This is a genomic window from Candidatus Desulforudis audaxviator MP104C, assembly GCF_000018425.1.
In the GTDB taxonomy this organism is placed as follows: Bacteria; Bacillota; Desulfotomaculia; order Desulfotomaculales; family Desulforudaceae; genus Desulforudis; species Desulforudis audaxviator.
The window spans coordinates 365303-386389 of record NC_010424.1 but is presented as its reverse complement, the minus strand read 5'-3'; the positions used below and the strand labels follow the sequence as shown (position 1 = coordinate 386389).

17 protein-coding genes are annotated in these 21087 nt (G+C 65.0%); 3 read left to right on the top strand and 14 right to left on the bottom strand.

Going from position 1 to position 21087, the window contains the following annotated elements; genetic code table 11:
* Positions 1-42 precede the first annotated feature (42 nt).
* From cimA to ilvE, 8 genes are all read right to left on the bottom strand, one after another.
* The gene (cimA, locus tag DAUD_RS01860) at positions 43-1635 is read right to left on the bottom strand and encodes a citramalate synthase (protein WP_012301508.1); all 1593 of its coding nucleotides are present in this window, start codon (positions 1633-1635) and stop codon (positions 43-45) included.
* A 34-nt stretch (positions 1636-1669) separates the two neighbouring features.
* Positions 1670-2158 carry a 3-isopropylmalate dehydratase small subunit gene (locus DAUD_RS01855; protein WP_456298440.1) on the bottom strand — a complete coding sequence of 163 codons (489 nt, stop codon included), beginning with the start codon at positions 2156-2158 and terminating at the stop codon, positions 1670-1672.
* A gap of 8 nt (positions 2159-2166) precedes the next feature.
* Positions 2167-3429: a 3-isopropylmalate dehydratase large subunit gene (leuC, locus tag DAUD_RS01850; protein ID WP_012301506.1), complete on the bottom strand. Its 1263-nt coding sequence runs from the start codon at positions 3427-3429 to the stop codon at positions 2167-2169.
* Positions 3430-3486: 57 nt separating this feature from the next.
* The gene (locus tag DAUD_RS01845) at positions 3487-5031 is read right to left on the bottom strand and encodes a 2-isopropylmalate synthase (RefSeq protein ID WP_456298432.1); all 1545 of its coding nucleotides are present in this window, start codon (positions 5029-5031) and stop codon (positions 3487-3489) included.
* 243 nt (positions 5032-5274) lie between these two features.
* The gene (gene ilvC / locus DAUD_RS01840) at positions 5275-6300 is read right to left on the bottom strand and encodes a ketol-acid reductoisomerase (RefSeq protein ID WP_012301504.1); all 1026 of its coding nucleotides are present in this window, start codon (positions 6298-6300) and stop codon (positions 5275-5277) included.
* Positions 6301-6446: 146 nt separating this feature from the next.
* Positions 6447-6944: an acetolactate synthase small subunit gene (gene ilvN / locus DAUD_RS01835; protein WP_012301503.1), complete on the bottom strand. Its 498-nt coding sequence runs from the start codon at positions 6942-6944 to the stop codon at positions 6447-6449.
* 42 nt (positions 6945-6986) lie between these two features.
* Positions 6987-8657: a biosynthetic-type acetolactate synthase large subunit gene (gene ilvB / locus DAUD_RS01830; RefSeq protein ID WP_012301502.1), complete on the bottom strand. Its 1671-nt coding sequence runs from the start codon at positions 8655-8657 to the stop codon at positions 6987-6989.
* 119 nt (positions 8658-8776) lie between these two features.
* The gene (ilvE, locus tag DAUD_RS01825; protein WP_012301501.1) at positions 8777-9658 is read right to left on the bottom strand and encodes a branched-chain-amino-acid transaminase; all 882 of its coding nucleotides are present in this window, start codon (positions 9656-9658) and stop codon (positions 8777-8779) included.
* A gap of 550 nt (positions 9659-10208) precedes the next feature.
* On the opposite strand from ilvE, the gene DAUD_RS01820 reads away from it, so the two are divergent.
* The 3 genes from DAUD_RS01820 (at position 10209) to DAUD_RS01810 (ending at position 13145) form a co-directional block, all read left to right on the top strand.
* Positions 10209-10925: an AzlC family ABC transporter permease gene (locus DAUD_RS01820; protein WP_012301500.1), complete on the top strand. Its 717-nt coding sequence runs from the start codon at positions 10209-10211 to the stop codon at positions 10923-10925.
* Entirely contained in the window at positions 10907-11227 is a 321-nt protein-coding gene (locus tag DAUD_RS01815) for an AzlD domain-containing protein (protein WP_012301499.1), read from the top strand. The genes DAUD_RS01820 and DAUD_RS01815 overlap by 19 nt, the downstream gene beginning before the upstream one ends.
* 271 nt (positions 11228-11498) lie before the next feature.
* Positions 11499-13145, top strand: coding sequence for a putative manganese-dependent inorganic diphosphatase (locus DAUD_RS01810; protein ID WP_012301498.1), 1647 nt, complete (start codon positions 11499-11501; stop codon positions 13143-13145).
* A 277-nt stretch (positions 13146-13422) separates the two neighbouring features.
* Here DAUD_RS01810 and DAUD_RS01805 read toward each other — a convergent pair whose 3' ends face one another.
* The 6 genes from DAUD_RS01805 to DAUD_RS01780 all read right to left on the bottom strand — a co-directional run bounded on the left by DAUD_RS01805 (position 13423) and on the right by DAUD_RS01780 (position 21018).
* A complete protein-coding gene (locus tag DAUD_RS01805) occupies positions 13423-15390 on the bottom strand; it encodes a hypothetical protein (protein WP_012301497.1) in 1968 nt (655 codons plus the stop codon).
* A complete protein-coding gene (locus tag DAUD_RS01800) occupies positions 15374-15919 on the bottom strand; it encodes an RNA polymerase sigma factor (protein WP_012301496.1) in 546 nt (181 codons plus the stop codon). Before DAUD_RS01800 ends, DAUD_RS01805 begins: the two co-directional genes overlap by 17 nt.
* A gap of 300 nt (positions 15920-16219) precedes the next feature.
* A complete protein-coding gene (gene argH / locus DAUD_RS01795; protein ID WP_012301495.1) occupies positions 16220-17599 on the bottom strand; it encodes an argininosuccinate lyase in 1380 nt (459 codons plus the stop codon).
* 22 nt (positions 17600-17621) lie between these two features.
* Positions 17622-18821 carry an argininosuccinate synthase gene (locus tag DAUD_RS01790; RefSeq protein WP_012301494.1) on the bottom strand — a complete coding sequence of 400 codons (1200 nt, stop codon included), beginning with the start codon at positions 18819-18821 and terminating at the stop codon, positions 17622-17624.
* Between the two features lie 62 nt (positions 18822-18883).
* Positions 18884-19813 (bottom strand): ornithine carbamoyltransferase, encoded by a 930-nt coding sequence (gene argF / locus DAUD_RS01785; protein WP_012301493.1) that lies wholly within the window; start codon positions 19811-19813, stop codon positions 18884-18886.
* 2 nt (positions 19814-19815) lie between these two features.
* A complete protein-coding gene (locus tag DAUD_RS01780; RefSeq protein WP_041571043.1) occupies positions 19816-21018 on the bottom strand; it encodes an acetylornithine transaminase in 1203 nt (400 codons plus the stop codon).
* Positions 21019-21087 lie beyond the last annotated feature (69 nt).

Here is a 21087-nt window from a genome sequence, read left to right as displayed (position 1 = left end):
AGTCCGGCTTTGGGCAAAGCCTAAAAATGGAAAAAAGGCGCCTCACGGCGCCTGGGCGTCGGGTGCACCGTTCTCTTTGAGCTTCAGGATCCCGTAGGCGAAGCTGTCTGCCAGGGCCTGCCAACTGGCCTCGATGATGTTGGAAGAAACTCCCACTGTGCCCCAGGATTTCCGGCCGTCGCCGGTTTCGATCAGCACCCGGACCACCGCGCCGGTGCCTTCTTTCTCGTTCAGGACGCGCACCTTGTAGTCGTGGAGCCGCATGTTCCTGATAACCGGGTAGAATTCCTCCAGAGCCTTGCGCAGGGCGGCGTCGAGGGCGTTCACCGGGCCGTTCCCCTCGGCGGCGGTGTGCACGATCTCGTCGTTGACGCGGAGCTTGATGATCGCCTCGCTGTACACGTGCCCTTCGTCCCGGAGTTCGGTCAGGATGCGCATGGTCTCCAGCCGGAAGGGCTTTTGGTAGCCGTTGTAGGCCTTGCGCATGAGGAGTTCGAAGGAACCTTCGGCGCCCTCGAACTGGAACCCCTGGTGCTCCAGGTCTTTCAATTCGTTCAGGATGCGGCGGTACTCGGCGCTGTCCCGCTCCGGGCCCAGGTTTAGCTCGCGATACTTGTACACCAGGTTGGACAGGCCGGACAGCTCGGAAACCAGGACCCGCCGCTTGTTGCCCACGCTCTCGGGCGGGATGTGCTCGTAGGTCTGGCGGTCCTTCAGAAGGGCGTTCACGTGGATCCCGCCCTTGTGCGCGAAGGCGCTGGTGCCCACGAAGGGCTGGCGGGACTCCGGGCTCTTGTTGGCCAGCTCCGACACGTACCGGGAGAGGTCGGTTAGGTAGACGAGGTTCTCCTCGGGGATACAGGCGAGCCGCTTTTTGAAGACCAGGTTCGGGATCACGGTACAGAGGTCGACGTTGCCGCAACGCTCGCCGTAGCCGTTGATGGTCCCCTGCACCTGGATGCAGCCCGCCTCCACGGCCAGGATGGAGTTGGCCGCCGCCAGGCCGCCGTCGTTGTGGGCGTGGATGCCGAGCGGCACTTCCAGGGCCTCCCGGACGTAGGTGACGATTTCCTTGAGTTCGGTGGGCAGAGTGCCCCCGTTGGTGTCGCAGAGCACCACCATGTCGGCCCCGGCGTCCTGGGCGGCGCGCAGCACGGCCATGGCGTACTGGGGGTTCGCCCGGTAGCCGTCGAAGAAGTGCTCCGCGTCGAAGAGCACCTCCAGCCCGCGGCTCTTCAGGAAAGCCACCGAGTCGGCGACCATGGCCAGATTCTCCTCCAGGGTGGTGCCGAGCGCCCGGTAGACGTGAAAGTCCCAGCTCTTGCCGAAAATGGTTGCCGTGCAGACGCCGGACTCCAGGATAGCCAGGAGGTTGGCGTCCTGGTCGGCCGGGCGGCCCGCCTTGCGGGTGCTGCCGAAGGCCGCGACCTTGGCCTGGCGGAAACGCTCGTTTCTAATCTGCCGGAAGAACTCCAGGTCCTTGGGGTTCGAGCCCGGCCAGCCCCCTTCCACGTAGTGAAAGCCCATCCGGTCCAGCCGGCGGGTGATTTTGATCTTGTCTTCCACCGAGAAGGCGACGCCCTCGCCCTGGGTGCCGTCGCGGAGGGTGGTATCGTAGATCTGGATTGCGCTCACGTCGGTGACGCTCCTTACTTCCTGGTAGTTTATGCTACTTGGCGACTTTCCGCTTCACGTGCTCGATCAGTCCCCCGGCGGCGATAATTTCTCGCATGAACGGGGGGATCGGCTTGGCTTCGAACTCGGCGCCGGTGGACAGGTTTTTGATCTTGCCGGCGGCGGCGTCCACCGCCACCCGGTCGCCGGTCCGGATGCCCTCGACGGCCGCCGGGCACTCCAGGATCGGCAGGCCGATGTTGAAGGCGTTCCGGTAGAAAATGCGGGCGAAGGTCCGGGCGATCACGCAGGACACCCCGGCCCCCTTGATAGCCAGCGGCGCGTGCTCGCGCGAGCTGCCGCAGCCGAAGTTGTTGCCGCCGATGATGATGTCGCCGGGCTGCACCTTGCCGGCAAACGCCGGGTCGGCGCCCTCCATGCAGTGCTTGGCCAGCTCGGCCGGGTCGGAGGTGTTCAGGTAGCGGGCCGGGATGATGACGTCGGTGTCGATGTTGTCGCCGAATTTCCAGGCGCTGCCCTCCAGATGCATCTCTATACCACCTCTCCGGGATGGGCAATGCGGCCGAGAACCGCCGAGGCGGCCGCCACTGCCGGGTTGGTCAGGTACACTTCGCTTTCGGGGTGGCCCATGCGGCCCACAAAGTTACGGTTGGTGGTGGCCACCGCCCGCTCGCCGCGGGCCAGCACGCCCATGTGGCCGCCCAGGCACGGGCCGCAGGTGGGGGTGCTCACCGCCGCGCCCGCCTGTATGAATATAGCCAGGAGGCCCTCCTCCATCGCCTGGCGGTAGATCTCCTGGGTGCCGGGGATGACGATCAGGCGCACGCCTGCGTGCACCCGGCGGCGCTCCAGCACCCTGGCCGCGAGCCGCAGGTCTTCCATGCGGCCGTTGGTGCATGAGCCGATGACCACCTGGTCAATTTCCACGCGGCCGGCCTCGGTCACCGGCCGGGTGTTGTCCGGCGAGTGCGGGAAGGCCACCTGGGGTTCGATTTTCGAAACATCGTAGGTGATCGTCCGCGCGTAGACGGCGTCCGGATCGCTGGCAAACAGCTCGAAGGGGCGGATGGTCCGGCCCTGCACATACTCCAGGGTCCGGATGTCCGGCGCGATGATCCCGTTCTTCGCCCCGGCCTCGATGGCCATGTTCGCCATGGTGAACCGCCCGTCCATGGAAAGGTTCGCGATGGCCGGTCCGGTGAACTCCATGGCCTGGTAGAGCGCGCCCTCCACGCCGATGTCGCCGATGGTGTAAAGGATCAGGTCCTTGCCGCCCACCCATTCGGGCAGCTCGCCCTCGTAGACGAACTTGACCGACTCGGGCACTTTGAACCAGGTCTCGCCCAGGGCCATGGCCGCGGCCAGATCGGTGGAACCGACACCGGTGGCGAAGGCGCCCAGCGCGCCGTAGGTGCAGGTGTGCGAGTCGGCCCCGATGATCACGTCGCCCGGGCCCACCAGGCCCTGTTCGGGCAGGAGGCAGTGCTCGATGCCCATGCGCCCGACCTCGAAGTAGTAGGTCAGGCCCTGGCGGCGGGCGAACTCCCGCATCTCCTTGGCCTGCTCGGCCGACTTGATGTCCTTGTTGGGCGTAAAGTGGTCGGGCACCAGGTACACCCGGTCCTTGTCGAACACCCGCTCGACCCCGATCTTCTCGAATTCGCGGATGGCAAGCGGCGCGGTGATGTCGTTGCCGAGGACGGCGTCCACCCGGGCGGAGATCAGTTCTCCGGGCGCCACGCGGTCGCGGCCGGCGGCGCGGGCCAGAATCTTTTCAGTGATGGTCATACCCAAAAGCAACAACCTCCAAAAAGGGGCCAGGCCCCTTTTTACTTTCCCTGACTTTCATCGCTATTCGTGTTTGCGCGTCCTCTCATCGTACACTATTTTGTTCATTATGTTGACGTAGGCCCGGGCGCTGGCTTCGAGCACGTCGGCGGAAACGCCGCGGCCGGTGTACACCCGGTGGTCATCGTCGCGCATTTTCAGGGTCACGTTCGCCAGGGCGTCGGTGCCGCCGGTCACAGCGTCGATCACGTAGCTGACCAGGGAGTATTTACGCCCGGTGGCCTTCTCGATGGCCTTATAGGTCGCGTCCACCGGACCGTTGCCGCAGGCCGCCTCCTGGACGAACTGGCCGTCGATCAAAAGGCCGATCACCGCCGTCGGCTTGACCGTAGTCCCGCTGAACACGTGCAGGTAGTCGAGTTCGTAGGTCGCCGGCACCTGGCGGATGGTCTCGTCCAGGATCGCCTCCAGGTCCTCGTCGGTGATCTGCTTCTTTGAGTCGGCCAACTCCTTGAACCGGACGAAGGCCCTGTTCAGTTCTTCCTCGTGCAGTTCAAAGCCCAACTCGGTCAGGCGCTGGCGAAAAGCGTGGCGCCCGGAGTGCTTGCCGAGCACCAGGTTGGTCCGGGTTATGCCGACCATGGTCGGGCAGATAATCTCGTAGGTGGCCCGCTCTTTAAGCACGCCGTCCTGGTGGATGCCGGACTCGTGCAGGAAGGCGTTCTTGCCAACGATGGCCTTGTTGAACTGGACCGGCATGCCGGTGAGCGTGCTCACGAGCTTGGAGGTCCGGTAGATCTCTTCGCACTGGATGCCGGTAATGAGGCCGTACTTCTCCCGGCGGGTGAAGAGGCCCATCACCACCTCCTCGAGGGCGGCGTTTCCGGCCCGCTCGCCGATGCCGTTCACAGTGCACTCCACCTGGCGGGCACCGTTGCGAACGGCGGCCAGGGAGTTGGCCACGGCCAGGCCGAGGTCGTTGTGGCAGTGCACACTCACGACCACGTTCTCTATCCCGGGCGTGTGATCCATTATGTACGCGATGAACGCGCCGAACTCGTCCGGCATGGCATAGCCCACGGTGTCGGGAATGTTGACCGTGGTCGCCCCCGCGGCGATCACAGCCGCCAGCACCCGGCAAAGGTAGTCGGGGTCTGAACGGAACGCGTCCTCAGCCGAGAACTCCACATCGGAAGTGTACCCCTTCGCGCGGCGCACGGCCTCGACCGCCGTCTCCAGCACCGCCTCCCGGCTCATCCGCAGCTTGTGCTGCAGGTGAATGTCCGAGGTGGCGATGAAGGTGTGGATCCGGGGTTGTTCGGCTTCGCACAGGGCTTCCCACGCCCGGTCGATGTCCGCGGCGTTGGCCCGGGCCAGCCCGGCCACGCTGACGCCCCGCACCTCGCGGGCCACCGCCTGGACGCCCTTGAAGTCACCGGGCGAGGCGAACGGGAACCCAGCCTCGATCACGTCGACGTTGAGCTTTACCAACTGGTGGGCGATCTGGAGTTTCTCGCGGATGTTGAGGCTCACCCCCGGGGACTGCTCCCCGTCCCTCAAGGTGGTGTCAAAGATGTACACGCGCTCGCTCATACTTCTTACCCCCAAAACATACTATAACTAAAACTAACGCCGCGGGCACCGGAGCCCGGAAAGAGCGGGAAAGGAGGACAGGCACCTTTTTCCGGGAGTAAGTTGTACCGGAAAACGAAAGCCTGGTGTTCCGGAAAAAGAAGCCAGTCCCCGGGGGAGCCGGTCCCCAACCTCGTTTCCACGGAATCTGGACCCCGGAAAAGGGGCCCCGAAAAAGGGGTCTGACCCCCTTTTTCAGTCGGGGTCCTGATCCTTGGTTTATTCGTCCTGGAGCCAGGGCATCATTCTGCGCAGTCTGGCGCCAACTTCCTCGATCAGGTGCTCGCGCTCGTTGCGGCGCATCGCCTTGAAGGACGGCTGCCCGGCCTGGTTCTCCAGGATCCACTCTTTGGCGAAGATCCCGTTTTGGATGTCGGCCAGCACGGCGCGCATCTCTTCGCGCACTTCCTCGTTGATGATCCGCGGGCCGCTGACGTAGTCTCCGAACTCGGCGGTGTTGCTGACGTTGCTGCGCATCTTGGTCAGGCCGCCCTCGTTGATCAGGTCGACAATCAGCTTCAGTTCGTGCAGGCACTCGAAGTAGGCGATTTCCGGGGAATACCCCGCCTCCACCAGGGTCTCAAACCCGGCCTTGATGAGTTCACTCACCCCGCCGCAGAGCACGCACTGCTCGCCGAACAGGTCGGTCTCGGTCTCCTCCGCGAAGGTGGTCTCGAACACGCCGGCCCGGGTGCAGCCGATGCCCTTGGCGTAAGCCAGGGCCAGCTCTTTCGCCTGCCCGCTCGGGTCCTGGTGGACCGCGATCAGGCCCGGAACGCCCTTGCCCTCCTGGTACAGCCGGCGGACCATGCGGCCCGGGCTCTTGGGCGCCACCATGAACACGTCCACATCGGCCGGGGGCGTGATCTGCCCAAAGTGGATGTTGAAGCCGTGCGAGAACATGAGCCCCTTGCCCGCGGTCAGGTGCGGCGCGATGTCGGCCTTGAAAACCGCAGCTTGGTGTTCGTCCGGGATCAGGATCTGGATGATGTCGGCCGCGCGCGCGGCGTCCGCCACCGACAGCACCCGCAGACCGTCACCCTCGGCCCGCGCCCAGTTGGCGCTGCCCGGCCGCAGGCCCACCACCACCGGCACCCCGCTGTCGTGCAGGTTCTGGGCCTGGGCGTGTCCCTGGCTGCCGTAGCCGATCACGGCCACGGTCTTAGCCTGTAGAAGCTCCAGGCGGGCGTCTTCGTCGTAGTAGACCTTCATATGTTCCAAGTGTTCCTCGTGTCCGTTGTCCATAGCTTGTTTCCTCCCGCAACAAAAAGGTGAGTCTCCCCCCGCTAGGGTCTCCCGATAGGGTTCCCAGTAGAGTTTCTCGTAAGATCTCCGAGCACAGTCTCCCGATAGGGTTCCCGGCAGAGCCTCCCGGTAGAGTCTCCCCGGCCCTAGTCTTCCACCAGCACGGTCCGGGTCCCCCGCTGCATGGCGACCTTGCCGGTGCGCACCAGTTCGATGATCCCGAAGGGTTTCAAGGCGTTCTCGATGGCGTTGATCTTGCCCTCGTCCCCGGTCACCTCGACGATGCTGGTGTACTCGCCCACGTCCACGATGCGGCCCCGGAAGATCTCGACGATCTGCATGATGTCCCCGCGGGTGCCGGAGTCAGCGTTCACCTTGATCAGCACCAGCTCCCGGTCCACGTGGGGTTCGTCGGTAATGTCCCGCACCCGGATGACGTCCACCAGCTTGCGCAGTTGCTTGGTCACCTGCTCCAGCACGACCTTCTCGCCCTCGACGACGATGGTCATGCGGGAAACGGTAGGGTCATCGGTGCGGCTGACCGAGAGGCTGTCGATGTTGTACCCCCGCCGGCTGAAAAGGCCAGCCACCCGCGCCAGGACCCCCGGATTGTTTTCGACCAGGACCGAATAAGTGCTGCGCATTCTCTTTTACCCCCTCACCTTATCCTTCCCCGGGTTTCAAGGCTAGCCGAGCATCCGGCTGATAGCCTCCCCGGGCGGGACAATCGGCATGACGTTCTCTTCGCGCTCGACGATGAAGTCCAGAAACACCGGCTTGCTGGAGGCGATGGCCTGTTCCAGCGCCGGCCGGATCTCCGCGCTTTTCTCCACCCGGAGGCCCTCGGCGCCGAAGGCTTCGGCAACCTTCACGAAATCGGGGTTCGTGAGTTCGGTCTGGGAATAGCGCCGGTTGTAGAAGAGTTCCTGCCACTGCCGGACCATCCCCAGGTAGCCGTTGTTCAGGATGGCCACATTCACGGGCAGTTCGTAGTTCACGGCGGTGGTCAGCTCCTGGATGTTCATCTGGATGCTGCCGTCGCCGGCGATGTCGAACACCAGTTCGTCGGGGCAGGCCACCTGCACGCCGATGGCCGCCGGGAAGCCGTAGCCCATGGTGCCCAGCCCACCCGAGGAGATGAAGCTCCGCGGCCGGGTGATGCAGAAGTGCTGGGCGGCCCACATCTGGTTCTGGCCCACCTCGGTGGTCACCCGGTACTGCCGGCCCTGCAGCATGTCCGAAAGTTCCCGGATCACCGCCTGCGGCCGCAATCCCTCGCGGCTGTAGTCCAGCGGGTACTCCTTTTTCCAGCGGGCGATCTTCTCCTGCCAGGCCGGGTCGGGGTTGCAGGTCAGGTTCTTGATCAGGTCGACCAGCACGGTGCGTACGTCGCCGGCGATGGAGATGTCCACCGGGACGTTCTTGCCGAACTCGGCCGGGTCGATGTCGATGTGGATCACCTTGGCGTGGGACGCGAAGCTATCGACCTTGCCGGTGACCCGGTCGTCAAAGCGCACGCCGATGGCCAGCAGGAGGTCGCATTCGTTCACCGCGTAGTTGGTGTACCGCGCCCCGTGCATGCCGAGCATGCCCAGGAACAGCGGGTGGTCGCCTGGGAAACAGCCGATGCCCATCAGGGTGACCGCCACCGGCGCCATGATGGTCTCGGCCAGCTTCCGGAGGTATTCAGCCGCACCCGAGTTGATCACGCCGCCCCCGGCGTAGATCAAGGGGCGCCGGGCCTGGGCGATCAACTTGGCAGCGGCGGCGACTTTAGCCGGCTCCCCCGCCAGGCGGGGCATGTAGCCGCGCAGCCCGATCGGCCCGGGATCCCGGTACTCGGTCTTCCCCGCGGAGACGTCCCGGGGGATGTCGATCAGGACCGGACCCGGCCGTCCGGTGGTGGCGATGTAGAAAGCCTCCTTGACGATCCGAGGCAGGTCGTTCACGTCCCGGACCAGGTAGTTGTGCTTGGTGATCGGCATGGTGATGCCGGTGATATCCGCCTCCTGGAAGGCGTCCTTTCCGATCAGGGTGGTCGGAACCTGGCCGGTGATGGCCACCATCGGCACCGAGTCCATGGCCGCCGTGGCGATCCCGGTCACCAGGTTGGTCGCCCCCGGGCCGGACGTGGCCATGCACACCCCCGGACGCCCGGTGGCGCGCGCGTAGCCGTCGGCGGCGTGGGCCGCGGCCTGTTCGTGCCTGGTCAGGACGTGGAGAATGTCCGAATCGTACAGGGCGTCGTAAATCGGCAGTACGGCGCCCCCCGGATAGCCGAAGATGACGTCGACCCCCTCGTTCTTCAGGCACTCAACAAGAATTTGTCCGCCGGTAAGCATGTCCTCACTCCTCATTCCGGGAATCACTCCCTGATGATCGCCCCGTCGGCCGCCGAGCTCACGAGCCGGGCGTAACGGGCGAGGTAACCCCTAGTGATATTGTGAAAAAAGGTGTCTGACACCTTTTTAGTCTTTTAGTCAGGGAAGATCAGGGGGCCGTCGGTCTTGGTCAGTTCGCGGAAGTCCGCGATCAGCGTCCGGGTCATTTCCCCGGGCTGCCCGTCGCCGATAGCGCGGGCGTCCACCTTGACCACCGGGATCACCTCGGCCGCGGTCCCAGTCAGGAAGCACTCGTCGGCGGTGTAAATGTCGTAACGGGTGAAGAGCGTCTCCACCACCGGGATCCCGCGGGCCCGGGCCAGTTCCATAACCGTGTTGCGGGTGATCCCTTCCAGGATGCCAACGTAGGGCGGCGGCGTGATCAGGACCCCGTTCTTGACGATGAAGATATTGTCCCCCGTGGCCTCCGCGACGTACCCTTCGGCATTGAGCATTACGGCCTCGATCGTTCCGGCCAGGGACGCCTCGATCTTGGCCATAACATTGTTCAGGTAGTTGAGGGATTTGATCCGCGGGTTGACCGCCTCGGCCAGGTTCCGCCGGGTGGGCACCGTGACGATGTCCAGACCCCGCTCGTAAAACTCCTCGGGATAAAGCTGGATGGAGGCCCCGATGCAGATCACGGACGCCCGGGGGCACTTCTTCGGGTCCAGCCCCAGGTCCCCCACCCCACGGGTTACAACCAGCCGGATGTAGCCTTCCCGCAGGCCGTTTTTGCGCATCGTTTCCAGGACCACTTCAGTCATCTCTTCCCGGGTCATGGGGATCTCCAGTAAGATCACCTTCGCCGAATCGTAGAGACGGTCGATGTGTTCCTTGAGCTTGAACACGCGGTTGTGGTAGGCGCGGATGCCTTCGAAGATGCCGTCCCCGTACAGCAACCCGTGATCGAATACGGAGACCACGGCCTTTTCCTTGGGCAGGAATTCGCCGTCGACATAAATGACCAGACCCATCTCTCCTTCATCTCCCCCAACGTCATATTGTAGCGAAATCCCGGAAACAAATACACCTCTGGTCCGTGGCAGCCACAACTGCCAGGGACGAGAGGCTACGCTCGCGCGGTACCACCCTGGTTGCCGGCACCGTTCGCCGGTGTCGACCGCTCTACCGTGTCGATTGGAGCACGGGGTTCTTTGGATAACGGGTCACCAACCCGGAAGCAACCTACTGACGCACTACGGCCCTTTCCGGCCTCGCGCGCTTTCAGCACCCGGCTCCAGGGTGATCTCGGACCTGGTTCCCGCGCCGGTTTTCAGCTGCCCCGGCTCTCTGTGGCGGACGATGACCAGATCCTTCGTCCCTTTCCTCGCCTTTTGACGCTCTAAAAAGTTATAGTCCAGTATACAGAATGCGGAACCTGCTGTCAATATTTTTTGCCGGTCCAGCGTTTTGCGTTGTAAGCATTTTTGGTCCCGACATTGATTGGTTATCGAAAAGAGCCTCTCATTGTGTTAGAATAGCACATGTATTGTCCAACCTCGTCAAGAAGGGTGAAATCGGCCTTTGCAGCCTGACGCCACCGTAGGGAACGCACACCCGTCCGCGGAGCTCGCCGCGGGCGTAACCCGGGCCGTACCGATCATGCTCGGCTACGTCGTCCTGGCCATAGCCTTCGGGATCCTGGCCCGGGAGGCCGGCCTGACCATTCCGGAGACCATCGCCATGTCCGTGATCGTGTTCGCCGGGGCCTCCCAGTTCATCGCCGCCGGGATGTTCGCCGCCGCCATGAGCCCGGCAGCCATCATCATGACCACTTTCCTGGTGAACCTGCGGCACATCCTGATGAGCGCCGCGCTCGCCCCCTACCTGCGGGGCCTGCGGTTTCACTCCTACGCTCTGCTCGGCTGGGGCGTCACCGACGAAACCTTCGCCTTGAACAGCACCGAGTACAGCCGGCAGCCCCGCCACCACTGGTTCATCTACGGCACCAATTTCGCCGCCTACGCCTCCTGGATCACCGGTACCGTGATCGGGGCGTTCTTTGGGAGCATCGTGCCGGGAATCGAACAACTGCCGCTGGGCTTCGCTCTGCCAGCCATGTTCATCTGCCTGCTGGTGATGCAGTTGAGTGACCGGCTGCTCCTGTACGCCGCCGTGCTGGCCGGCGGCCTCTCCCTGCTTCTGGGGCAGCTCCTGGAGGGCAACTGGAACATCATTCTGGCCACGGTCATTACGGCCACGGTTGCTTCGGGATGGGAAAAATGGAAAAGCTCTGGATAATCGTTGCCATGGGGGCGGTCACTTACCTGCCGCGGGCCCTGCCCCTGGCGGTGCTGGCCCAGATGAAAATCCCGGAAGGTTTCATCCGTTGGCTGCGGTTCGTTCCGGTGGCGGTGCTGGCCGCCCTGCTGGCCCCGGAACTGCTCCTGCATGAGGGGGCCTTCGACTTGAGCCTGCGAAACCAGTTCCTGCTGGCCGCCGTCCCCTGTTTCCTGGTGGCGGTGAAGACGAAGAACCTCTTTTTCACGGTCGGCGTCGGGCTGGCGGCCGCTATCTTGCTCCAGGCTGTAATGCCGGGCTGATCTGCCCGGCCACGGCCTCATGTCTCCGGTCAAGGCGGCATTCTCCCGCCGTAGAAATGCCACCGGTCGCAGTCCGTGTACCACCAACGGGGATAGCAAAGCAAGCGTTGGTTTGGGAACTTAGCAGCCCCTTGGTAGAGACTCAGTGAGAACAGCCTGTTCCTAAAGGGGCAGGGCTTTTTATCGCCGCCGCCCGGCAGGATTTAGCACTGCGGCTCCAGAAGTATTTCCGGCAGATTCACCTACCGTTCCCGGAAAGGGGGTTTCGCCGGTGAAACGCAAGCGGGTCTTAGTCGTCGGCCACCGCTCACCGGACAGCGACAGCGTCTGCGCGGCGATCGGTTACGCCTATTTCAAGAACATCCTGGACGACACTCAGGTTTACGTGCCCTGCGCGGCCGGGTCGTTGAACCCGGAGACGGAATACATTCTGGAGCGTTTCGGCCTGGAACCGCCGGTGCAGGTCGCAAGCGTCGCGGCCACAGTCGCCGACATGGACCTGAACCGGCCGATCTCCATCTCGCCCCGGGACTCCATCCTCGACGCCGCCAACCTCATCAAGGAGAAGCGCATCCGGAGCCTGCCGGTGGTGGACGAGGACGGCCGGTTGCTGGGGATCGTGGACACGCTGCACCTGGCGGTGTTCTTCGCGGAGCGGCTCGACATCGAGGGGCTTTCGGTCAGTCCGGTGCAACTGCACCTCCTGATTTCCGCCCTGCAGGGGAAGGTGCTGGCGAATACCGGCCGCGTGACCACGCTCGGGGGGGACGTGTTCGTGGCCGCCTCCCAGAAGGTCAGCACGCTGAACCGGATGAAGAAGGGTGACATCGCCATCCTGGGGGACCGGACGGACATCCAGAAGGACCTCATCAAGGGCGGGTGCGCCGCCCTGATCGTCACCGGGGACCATGCCGTGAGCGAGGAGGTCCTCGAGTTGGCCCGGCGCCACCAGGTGCTGGTGATCAGCTCCCCCTACCGCACCTTCGCCACGGCCCAGTTGGTGAACCTCTGCCGGCCGGTGTCTTACATCATGTCGTCCAACGTGCCGGTGGCCGGGTTACACACCACCATCAGCGAGGTCAAGCGGCAGATCGTGGAGTCGGACTGCCGCTGCGCCATGGTGGTGGACGAGGACGACCGGCTGATCGGGATCATCACCCGGAGCGACCTTTTAGACCCCGTTCAGAAGCAGGTGATCCTGGTGGACCACAACGAGATCTCCCAGGCCGTGGCCGACATCGAGCAGGCCGACATTCTGGAGATCATCGATCACCACCGCCTGGGGGACATCTCGACCATCAAGCCGATCACCGTCTACAACGAGCCGGTCGGGAGCACCTGCACCATCGTGGCCATGCAGCTTTGCCTGCACCAGGTGGAGGTCCCCCCCGAGATCGCGGGCGCGCTCCTCTCGGGCATCCTGTCGGACACCCTGCTCCTGACCCTTTCCACCACCACCGACAAGGACCACGTGATGGCGCACCGTCTAAGCGAGATGGCCGGGCTGAACCTGGCGGACTACGGCAAGGAACTCCTGGCGGTCAGCGTCACCGCCGAGGGCATCCCGGCCCAGGAAATCGTCACGCTGGACTTTAAGGAATACCACCTGGCGGGGAAGAAAATCGGGGTGAACCAGATTATGGTCCTGGACGACTCCGAGATCAAGTCCCGGGAGGCAGAGATCAAGGGCGAGATGGAGAAGCTCTGCCTGGCGGGGGGCTATGACCTCCTGGCGCTCCTGATCACCAACCCGCTTTCGGGCAAAGGCGAGGAGATCTGGGTCGAGGGCGCCGAGCAGGAAATTGTCGGCCGGGCCTTCGGGGTTAAGGTCGAAGACGGCAAATGCTTTGTGCCCCGGGTACTCTCCCGGAAGAAGGACTTCATCCCCCGGATCGCGACGGCCCTGCGGGAACGGTAGGCCGCGAGACCAAGGGGAGTCGGGCCTTAAGAACTAAAACCCCCGACTGTCAGCTACCAGAGAATAGCCATATGCCGGGAACGGCCGGAGTAATGTCACCGGAAGACCGTCAGCTTGCCGGCTTGATGGGGTCAGACTACGAAACGCAAAGCTTGAAGCCGTATTGCGGGCGATTGGGGCGGAGGTGCCGAAAGTACACGATATTCAATAATATGCCGGCCGCACAGAAAAGACCCCCGGATGACCCGGGGGCGCTTCGGAAGTACACAAATTGATTTCAGGAGGCTGGCTTCCGTGCCTCTACGTAGGCTGCGAATTCGATCCGGCGGCTGCCCACCTGGGCCTCGCCGGCGAACTGGTACATCAGGTCGTATTGCGCGTTGCGTACCAGCTGCGGGTGGCGCGGAAGGTAGACTAGCTTAACGTCGGTAACCCGGGATTGCGGGACGGCGAACCGCGCGCCGGGAATTGCTCCAAAGAACGCGTCCACGTAAACCACGGACTCATTTCCGAGCAGTTTCTCCCAGGCCTCACCCGGTGTGATCAGCGGAATTTCCTCCCCCGTGAACTCCATAGGGTGCGAACACTTCACCGTCCACACCTCCCGGTCGGTGCCGAACTGCCATACCCAGAGGTGGGACAAGTAACTTCGGTCGTCGGGTTTTACCACCGGCAACCCGCCGTACAGCAGTGGGATTCTGACCCCCGCCCACTCGCCGGTTCCGGATTCCACAAGCTGCGGCTCCCCCGGTTCCCCGGGCAGCGCGGGCAGGCCGGCCACCAAGGTGCGCGCCGCTTCCACCAGCGCCGGGACATCCACTCGGGCGGTGTCGCGCGCGTGGGTGGACGCCTCCGGACCGCGATAAATCCAGCCCCCGTCCCAGGAGGTCGGCCCCAGTTCCTCGCCCCGCGGACCGCGGATCACGCCGTCATCCCCCGGTGCCCCGGTCAACCCGAAGAAGGAAGCCAATGCGGGCAGTTCGGCTTCGGTGGCCGCGAGCAGCCGTTCGCGCAGGCCGCGCGCCCTTTCCGGCACTTCCGGCAGCGCCGCGTCCAGGACGAAGTTGCCGGCGTTGGGCCCGGTCCGGTACTCCAGCAGCGAAACGTAGGCGGCGAAGGGCCGCGGTTCGCCTTGGTCCGGGGTGAATTCCCCGCGGAACACGGCGACTGGTACCAGGTAGGGCGTGTGGTCCAGGGCGAAGGCCAGGCGGTAGGCCGGCTCCACCGTGCCGATCACCGCCACGCCCGGGTTGAAGCCGCCGTGCGCCTCGAACAACCCCTCGCCCCGACGCAGGCGTTCCAGGGCTTCCTCGTACCCGATCAACCCGGCGGCGAACGAGTCCTCAACCGGATACCAGTTCCCATAGGCGGTGTATACCTTGCCGTCCGTAGTGAGCGCCACGGTGATCCGCAGTTCATCACCGGCCACCGGCAGGCCGTCCGGCGTGGCCGCCCGGCGCAGGGTCACTTCATAGTCCCGCTGTTCAACATCGTAAGTACCCTCTTCCGGCAGCAGCCCGGCCCGTTCCAGCCACTCCAGGGCCGCCGCCCGCGCCTGTTCGTGCGTCACCGTCTTTGCCGGGGGCGGAGACGGTTGTGTTTCGTCGCCCCTAGCCGGATAGTCTTCATACAACCACGTGCCCAGCGGCCAGATCAGCAGGCGCTGATCCCCGCCCGCCGAACAGGAAACGCTCGCACCGGTGGAAGACTCCCATCCGTCCGGCAGCCTCGGGTGCTCTATACCCATCCGTACCGCCAGCGCCAGGGCCTCGGCCGCGGTCATCTTCGCCTGTTTCAACCGCCAGACACGTCCCTGAGACGGAGCCTTCGGCAGCCTGCCCCCGATCTCGAACCGCACCTGGCGCAGGGTGTCCAGGCCGCCCGGCGTGAGGGCGAATTCCCCCAGCTGAACCCCCATTCCCGCCTGGGCCTGCGCCAGGAACAGGGCGCCCGGCACGGGCTCACCCATTTCGTCGGAACCCAGGAATCGGAACCAGCCGGCAAACACCAGCAACAGGCAGGCGGCGGCCACGATAGCGGCACGGAACGGGGTGAACGCACCGCCTGTCCGCCGGCCGCCGCGGCGGCGCCCGTTTGCCGGGGCCGCGTGTTCCGCCGCCAGCCGTCCGCGCAGCCGCTCCCGAAAGGCGGGGTCCGGCTCAACCGCCGGCAGCCCGCGCAGGCGCTCGCCCAAATCCCGTTCCAGCCGCTCCAATTCTCCGTCGGTCTTATCCCTGTGGCCCACCGATCCCCATCCTCTCCCGCAGAGTACGCAAGCCGCGCCAGGCCAACTGCTTCACGGCGCCCTCGGACCGGCCCGTGATCTGGGCCACCTCCCGCAGGCTGAGATCCTGGACGTAACGCAGCACCAGCACCTCCTGCTGCGTCGCGGGCAGTGTGCGAAGCAGCGCCGCCAGATCCAGCCGTTCCGGAAGCGCCTCCGGGTCGCCGGTGCCGGTATCAAAACGCCCCGCCGTCAGCGGTATCTCCCGTCGCCGGTAGTCGGCGGCGCGAGAAATGACGCCGGCCGCGATACGGTACAACCAGTGGCGGAACGGGATGCCCCGCTGTTCGTACCGGTCCAGGTAGCGCATCGCCTGCAGAAAGGTTTGGGACACCGCGTCCTCAGCCTCCTCCCGGTTTCCAAGCCGGTAAAACGCAAACCGGTACAGCCCGTTTACGTGCCGGTTGTAGAGTTCCAGGAACGCCTCCGGATCGTGCCCGGCTCGCTCCACCAGACCGGCCTCATCCGGAGCCACCACCGTCTCCGCCATCCCGTACCTCCTAACAACCCCGTTTATCCCTCTACCAAATATAACAGTTGGAGAACCCGAAAAGTTACAGGATCTCCCGCATAAAACATTAACAAACAGGCAACGGCAATAGCCGCTTCTGAGGCCGCGCGGCAGCGGCAACCCTTCAAGCGGCGGGGAAAACGCCGCAATAGATTCAATAGATTATAGAAGATTATAGATCATTGACGGGAGCCGATGGGGGCGAGAGGGCTCCGAAAAAAAGACCCGGCCGTCGTCACTGCGGGGCAGTGAGTAGGCCGGTTCGTAAACCGGGCCGGACTAGACTCTCTCCAGGCGCTTGCGGGCGCGGGCGATGGCGGCGCGCACCGTTTCGGGGGCGGGGCCGCCGTGCACCTTACGGGCGGCGAGGCAATGCTCGACCCGGATGGCCGCGTACACGTCTTCCCCGACCGCCGCGGAAAAACGGCGGTACTCCTCCAGCGTGAGTTCTTCGAGGGTCTTGCCGGTCTCCAGGGCGTAAAGGACTATTTCTCCGACGATCTCGTGGGCCTCGCGGAACGGTACCCCCCGTCCGGCCAGGTAGTCTGCCAGGTCGGTGGCGTTGGTGAAACCGCCCCGGACCGCCCGGTCCATGGCCTGCTCCCGGAAGCTGACCGTCCCGATCATTGCGGTGAACACCATAAGACACTTCTTCACCGTGTCCACGGCGTCGAACAGTGCCTCCTTGTCCTCCTGCATGTCCTTGTTGTAGGCGAGCGGCAACCCCTTCAGCATGGCCAGGAGCGCCTGCAGGTCGCCGAACACCCGGCCCGACTTGCCCCGGATCAGTTCGGCCATGTCCGGGTTTTTCTTCTGGGGCATCATACTGCTCCCGGTGGCGAAGGCGTCGTCCATCTCGGCGAAGCCGAATTCGGCGGTGGACCACAGCACCAATTCCTCGCAGAACCGCGAGAGGTGCACCATGATCAGGGCGGCCGCGGCGCAGAACTCGACCGCGAAGTCGCGGTCCGACACGGCGTCCAGGCTGTTTTCCGCCAGGGCGGCGAACCCGAGTTCGGCGGCCGTGTATTCCCGGTCGATCGGGAAAACGGTCCCGGCGAGGGCTCCGGCGCCCAGCGGCAGCACGTCGGTCCGCCGGCGGCAGTCGGCAAGCCGCTCCGCGTCCCGGTGGAACATTTCCACGTAGGCCAGCAGGTGGTGGGCCAGGGTCACCGGCTGCGCCCGTTGGAGATGGGTGTAACCCGGCAGGAGCGTCTCGATGTGCCGCTCGGCCAGATCCAGGAGGGTGTGCTGGAGTTCGGCCAGCAGTTCCCGGACGGCGTCGATCTCGTCCTTCAGATACATCCGGACGTCCAGCGCCACCTGGTCGTTGCGGCTGCGGGCGGTGTGCAGTTTTTTGCCCACCTCCCCGACCCGGGCGATCAGCAGCCGTTCCACCAAGCTGTGGATGTCCTCGTCCTCCGGGGAAAAAGCCACCCGGCCGGCGTTGAAATCATCGAGGACGGCGTACAGGCCGGCCTCCAGGGTCCGGGCCTCTTCGGCGCTGATGATCCCCACCCGCCCGAGCATGCGCGCGTGGGCAATGCTGCCCCGGATGTCGTACGCGTACAGGCGCCGGTCAAAGGATAGAGACGAGTGGAACTCCTCCACCAGCGGGTCGGTTTCCTTGCGGAACCGTCCGCCCCACAATCTAGACATTGATGCTTCCTCCCCGTGTGAATCAGCGGTTGCGCCTGCGGACCCGGGCCTGTATCCGGACCGGGAGCCCGAACAGGTTGATGAACCCGGCGGCATCCTTCTGGTCGTACACCTCGTCCTCCTCGAAGGTGGACAGCTCCTGGTCGTACAGGGAACACGGGGACCAGGCTCCGGCCGGGACGCAGTTCCCCTTGTAGAGTTTCAACCGCACGCGGCCGGTGACCGGTTTCTGGGTCTCGGTCACGAAGGCGTCCAGCGCCTCCCGCAGCGGCGTGAACCAGAGGCCGTCGTACACCAGCTCGGCGTAGCGGACGGCGATGGTGTCCTTGAAGTGCAGGGTGTTCCGGTCCAAGGTCAAAAGTTCCAGTTCGCGGTGGGCAGCCACCAGGATGGTGCCCCCGGGGGTCTCGTAGACGCCCCGCGACTTCATCCCGACCAGCCGGTTTTCCACCATGTCCACGATCCCGACCCCGTTGGCCCCCCCGAGGGCGTTCAGCCGCTCCACCAGGGTGACCGGGTCCACGGCGGCACCGTCCAGCCGCTTCGGGACGCCCCGCTCGAACTCCAGTTCCACGTAGGTGGGCCGGTCGGGCGCCCGCTCGGGCGGGACGGTCAGGAGGTACAGGTCTTCCGGGGGCGCGTTCCCCGGGTCCTCCAGCACGCCCCCCTCGTGGCTCAGGTGCCAGAGGTTCTGGTCCATGCTGAACGGGCGTTCCTTGGTGGCCGGCACCGGGATGCCGCGCGCGGCCGCGTAGGCCATGGCCTCCTGGCGGGAGCGGATGTCCCACTCGCGCCAGGGTGCGACCACCTTCAGGTCGGGGTTTAAGGCCATCACGCTGACCTCGAAGCGCACCTGGTCGTTGCCCTTGCCGGTGGCGCCGTGCGCGACGGCTTCCGCGCCCTCGGCCTCGGCCGTCTCCACCAGGCATTTCGCGATCAGCGGGCGGGCGACCGAAGTGCCCAGGAGGTATTTCCCCTCGTAGACGGCGCCGGAGCGGACCAGCGGGAAGAGGTAGTCTTCCACGAACTCGCGTTTCACGTCCCGGACGTGCACCCCGGCGGCGCCGCTTTTGAGCGCCTTTTCCCGGACCGCGTCGTAGTCGTCCCCCTGTCCCAGGTCGGCCACCATGGCGATGACGTCATAACCATAGTTTTCTTTAAGCCACGGAATGATGATCGATGTATCCAGGCCGCCGGAATAGGCCAGCACTACTTTGGCCATTTTATGTTGCATCCCCCTTTGATTTTGCGCTTTCGGTTTGACTGCTTTTGTTCGACTATGAATTAGAGCACCAGGGCCAGGAGCGCCTTCTGGACGTGCAGGCGGTTTTCGGCCTCGTCCCAGATCACGCTGCGCGGGCCGTCCATGACGGCGTCCACCACTTCCTCGCCCCGGTGGGCCGGCAGGCAGTGCATGAAGATGTAATCCGGCCGCGCGTGCGCGACCAGCGCCTCGTTCACCTGGTACGGGGCAAAAGCCTTGACCCGGGCGCTGTGCTCACTCTCCCGGCCCATGGACGCCCAGGTGTCGGTGACCACCACGTCGGCGTCCCGGACGGCGGCGGCTGGGTCGGTCGTCAGCTCGACGGCTCCGCCGGTCCGCACCGCTTCGGCGGCGGCCCGGGACACCAGGTCCGGCGCGGGCTCGTAACCCCGGGGCGAGGATACGGCCACCCGCATCCCGAGGCGGGCCCCGCCCAAAAGGAGCGAGTGGGCCACATTGTTTCCGTCCCCGACGTAGGCCAGCTTCAGCCCGGCCAGGCGGCCCTTGTGTTCCAGGATGGTCAGGAAATCGGCCAGGATCTGGCACGGGTGTTCCCAGTCGGTGAGGCCGTTGATCACCGGCACTTCGGCGTGGGCGGCCAGTTCCTCCACGTCGGACTGCTTGAAGGTCCGGATCATAATCCCGTCCACGTAGCGGGAAAGCACCCGGGCGGTGTCGGCGACCGTCTCGCCGCGGCCCAGCTGCAGGTCGGCGGCGTTCAGGTACAGGGCGTGCCCGCCGAGCTGGAACATGCCGGCCTCGAAGGAGACCCGGGTCCGGGTCGAGGGCTTCTGAAAGATCATCGCCAGGGTTTTGCCGGCGCACAGCGGATGGGCCTCGCCGGCCCGCTGTTTACGCTTCAGGTCGCGGGCCAGGCTGAAGACAGCCTCCAGCTCCGAAACGGAGAAATCGAGAATGGAAAGAAAGTCGCGCCCTTTAAGGCTCGTCAATATTATCCCTCGCTTTCTTGGGCCAGAGCGGTGGTCAGGATGTCCACCGCCGCGTCCACCTCGGCCGTGGTCACCGTCAGCGGCGGCAGGAAGCGGAGAATGCGGTCGCCGATGGCGTTGATCAGAAGCCCCGACTCCTGGCAGCGCCCCTGCACGGCTTTGGCGGCGTCGCGGTTCAGTTCGGCGCCGATGAGCATCCCGAGACCCCTCACCTCCTTGATCATGGGGAAACGCGCCCGCAATTCCTCCAGCCGGCGGCGGAAGTGCCCGGCTGTCCGCGTCACCTGGTCGAGGAAGCCGCTCTCCAGGATGGTCTCCACCGCGGCCGTCGCGGCCGCGCAGGCCAGGGGGTTGCCTCCGAAGGTCGACGCGTGGTCGCCCGGCGTGAAAGCGGCAGCCACGTCCTCGCGGGCCAGGGCGGCGCCGATCGGGAACCCGGCCCCCAGCGACTTCGCCAGGGACATGATGTCCGGCGTGATCCCGTAGTGCTCGTGCGCGAAGAACCGCCCGGTGCGGCCGATGCCGGTCTGCACCTCGTCCAGGATCAGCAGGAGTCCGAGTTCATCGCAGAGCGCGCGCACCCCGGGCAGGTAGTCCGGGGCGGCGACGTTCACCCCGCCCTCGCCCTGGACCGGTTCCAGCATCACCGCGCAGGTGTGTTCCCCCACGGCGGCCCGCAGGGCGTCCAGGTCGTTGAAGGGGACGTAGCTAAAACCCGGGGGCAGCGGCTCGAACCCCTGCTGGTACTTGGGCTGCCCGGTGGCGGCAATCGCCGCGAGCGTCCGGCCGTGGAAAGACTGCAGCGCGGTGATGATCTCGTAGCGTTCCGGGCCGTGGCGCTTCTTGGCCCACTTGCGGGCGAGCTTGATGGCCGTCTCCACCGCCTCCGCCCCGCTGTTGCAGAAGAAAACCCGGTCCAGCGCGGAGTTTTCGATCAGGAGTCCGGCCAAGCGCACCTGCGGTTCGATGTGGTACAGGTTCGAGCAGTGCATGAGCACTCCGGCCTGCGCCCGTATCGCTTCGACCACCCGCGGGTGGCAGTGGCCCAGGCCGTTCACGGCCAGACCGGATACGAAGTCCAGGTACCGGCGGCCCGCGGCGTCCCAGACGTAGGCACCCTCGCCGCGCACCAGGGCCAGCGGCAGGCGGCCGTAAGTCTGCATCAGGCAGCGCCCTGCCTGCGTGATAATCTCCTCCTGGTCCAAATCCACCAACTCCTCTTCCCGCTCCCCAAAACGGCTTCCTACGAAAGTCAAAGAAGGTAAAAAGGGGTC

Bases quoted from the DNA above. Each gene is read 5' to 3' on its own strand.
- argH (WP_012301495.1), bottom strand. From the start codon at position 17,599: ATGTCTAGATTGTGGGGCGGACGGTTCCGCAAGGAAACCGACCCGCTG.
- DAUD_RS01815 (WP_012301499.1), top strand. From the start codon at position 10,907: ATGGAAAAGCTCTGGATAATCGTTGCCATGGGGGCGGTCACTTACCTG.
- ilvC (WP_012301504.1), bottom strand. From the start codon at position 6,300: ATGGACAACGGACACGAGGAACACTTGGAACATATGAAGGTCTACTAC.
- ilvE (WP_012301501.1), bottom strand. From the start codon at position 9,658: ATGGGTCTGGTCATTTATGTCGACGGCGAATTCCTGCCCAAGGAAAAG.
- DAUD_RS01790 (WP_012301494.1), bottom strand. From the start codon at position 18,821: ATGGCCAAAGTAGTGCTGGCCTATTCCGGCGGCCTGGATACATCGATC.
- ilvN (WP_012301503.1), bottom strand. From the start codon at position 6,944: ATGCGCAGCACTTATTCGGTCCTGGTCGAAAACAATCCGGGGGTCCTG.
- ilvB (WP_012301502.1), bottom strand. From the start codon at position 8,657: ATGAGGAGTGAGGACATGCTTACCGGCGGACAAATTCTTGTTGAGTGC.
- DAUD_RS01800 (WP_012301496.1), bottom strand. From the start codon at position 15,919: ATGGCGGAGACGGTGGTGGCTCCGGATGAGGCCGGTCTGGTGGAGCGA.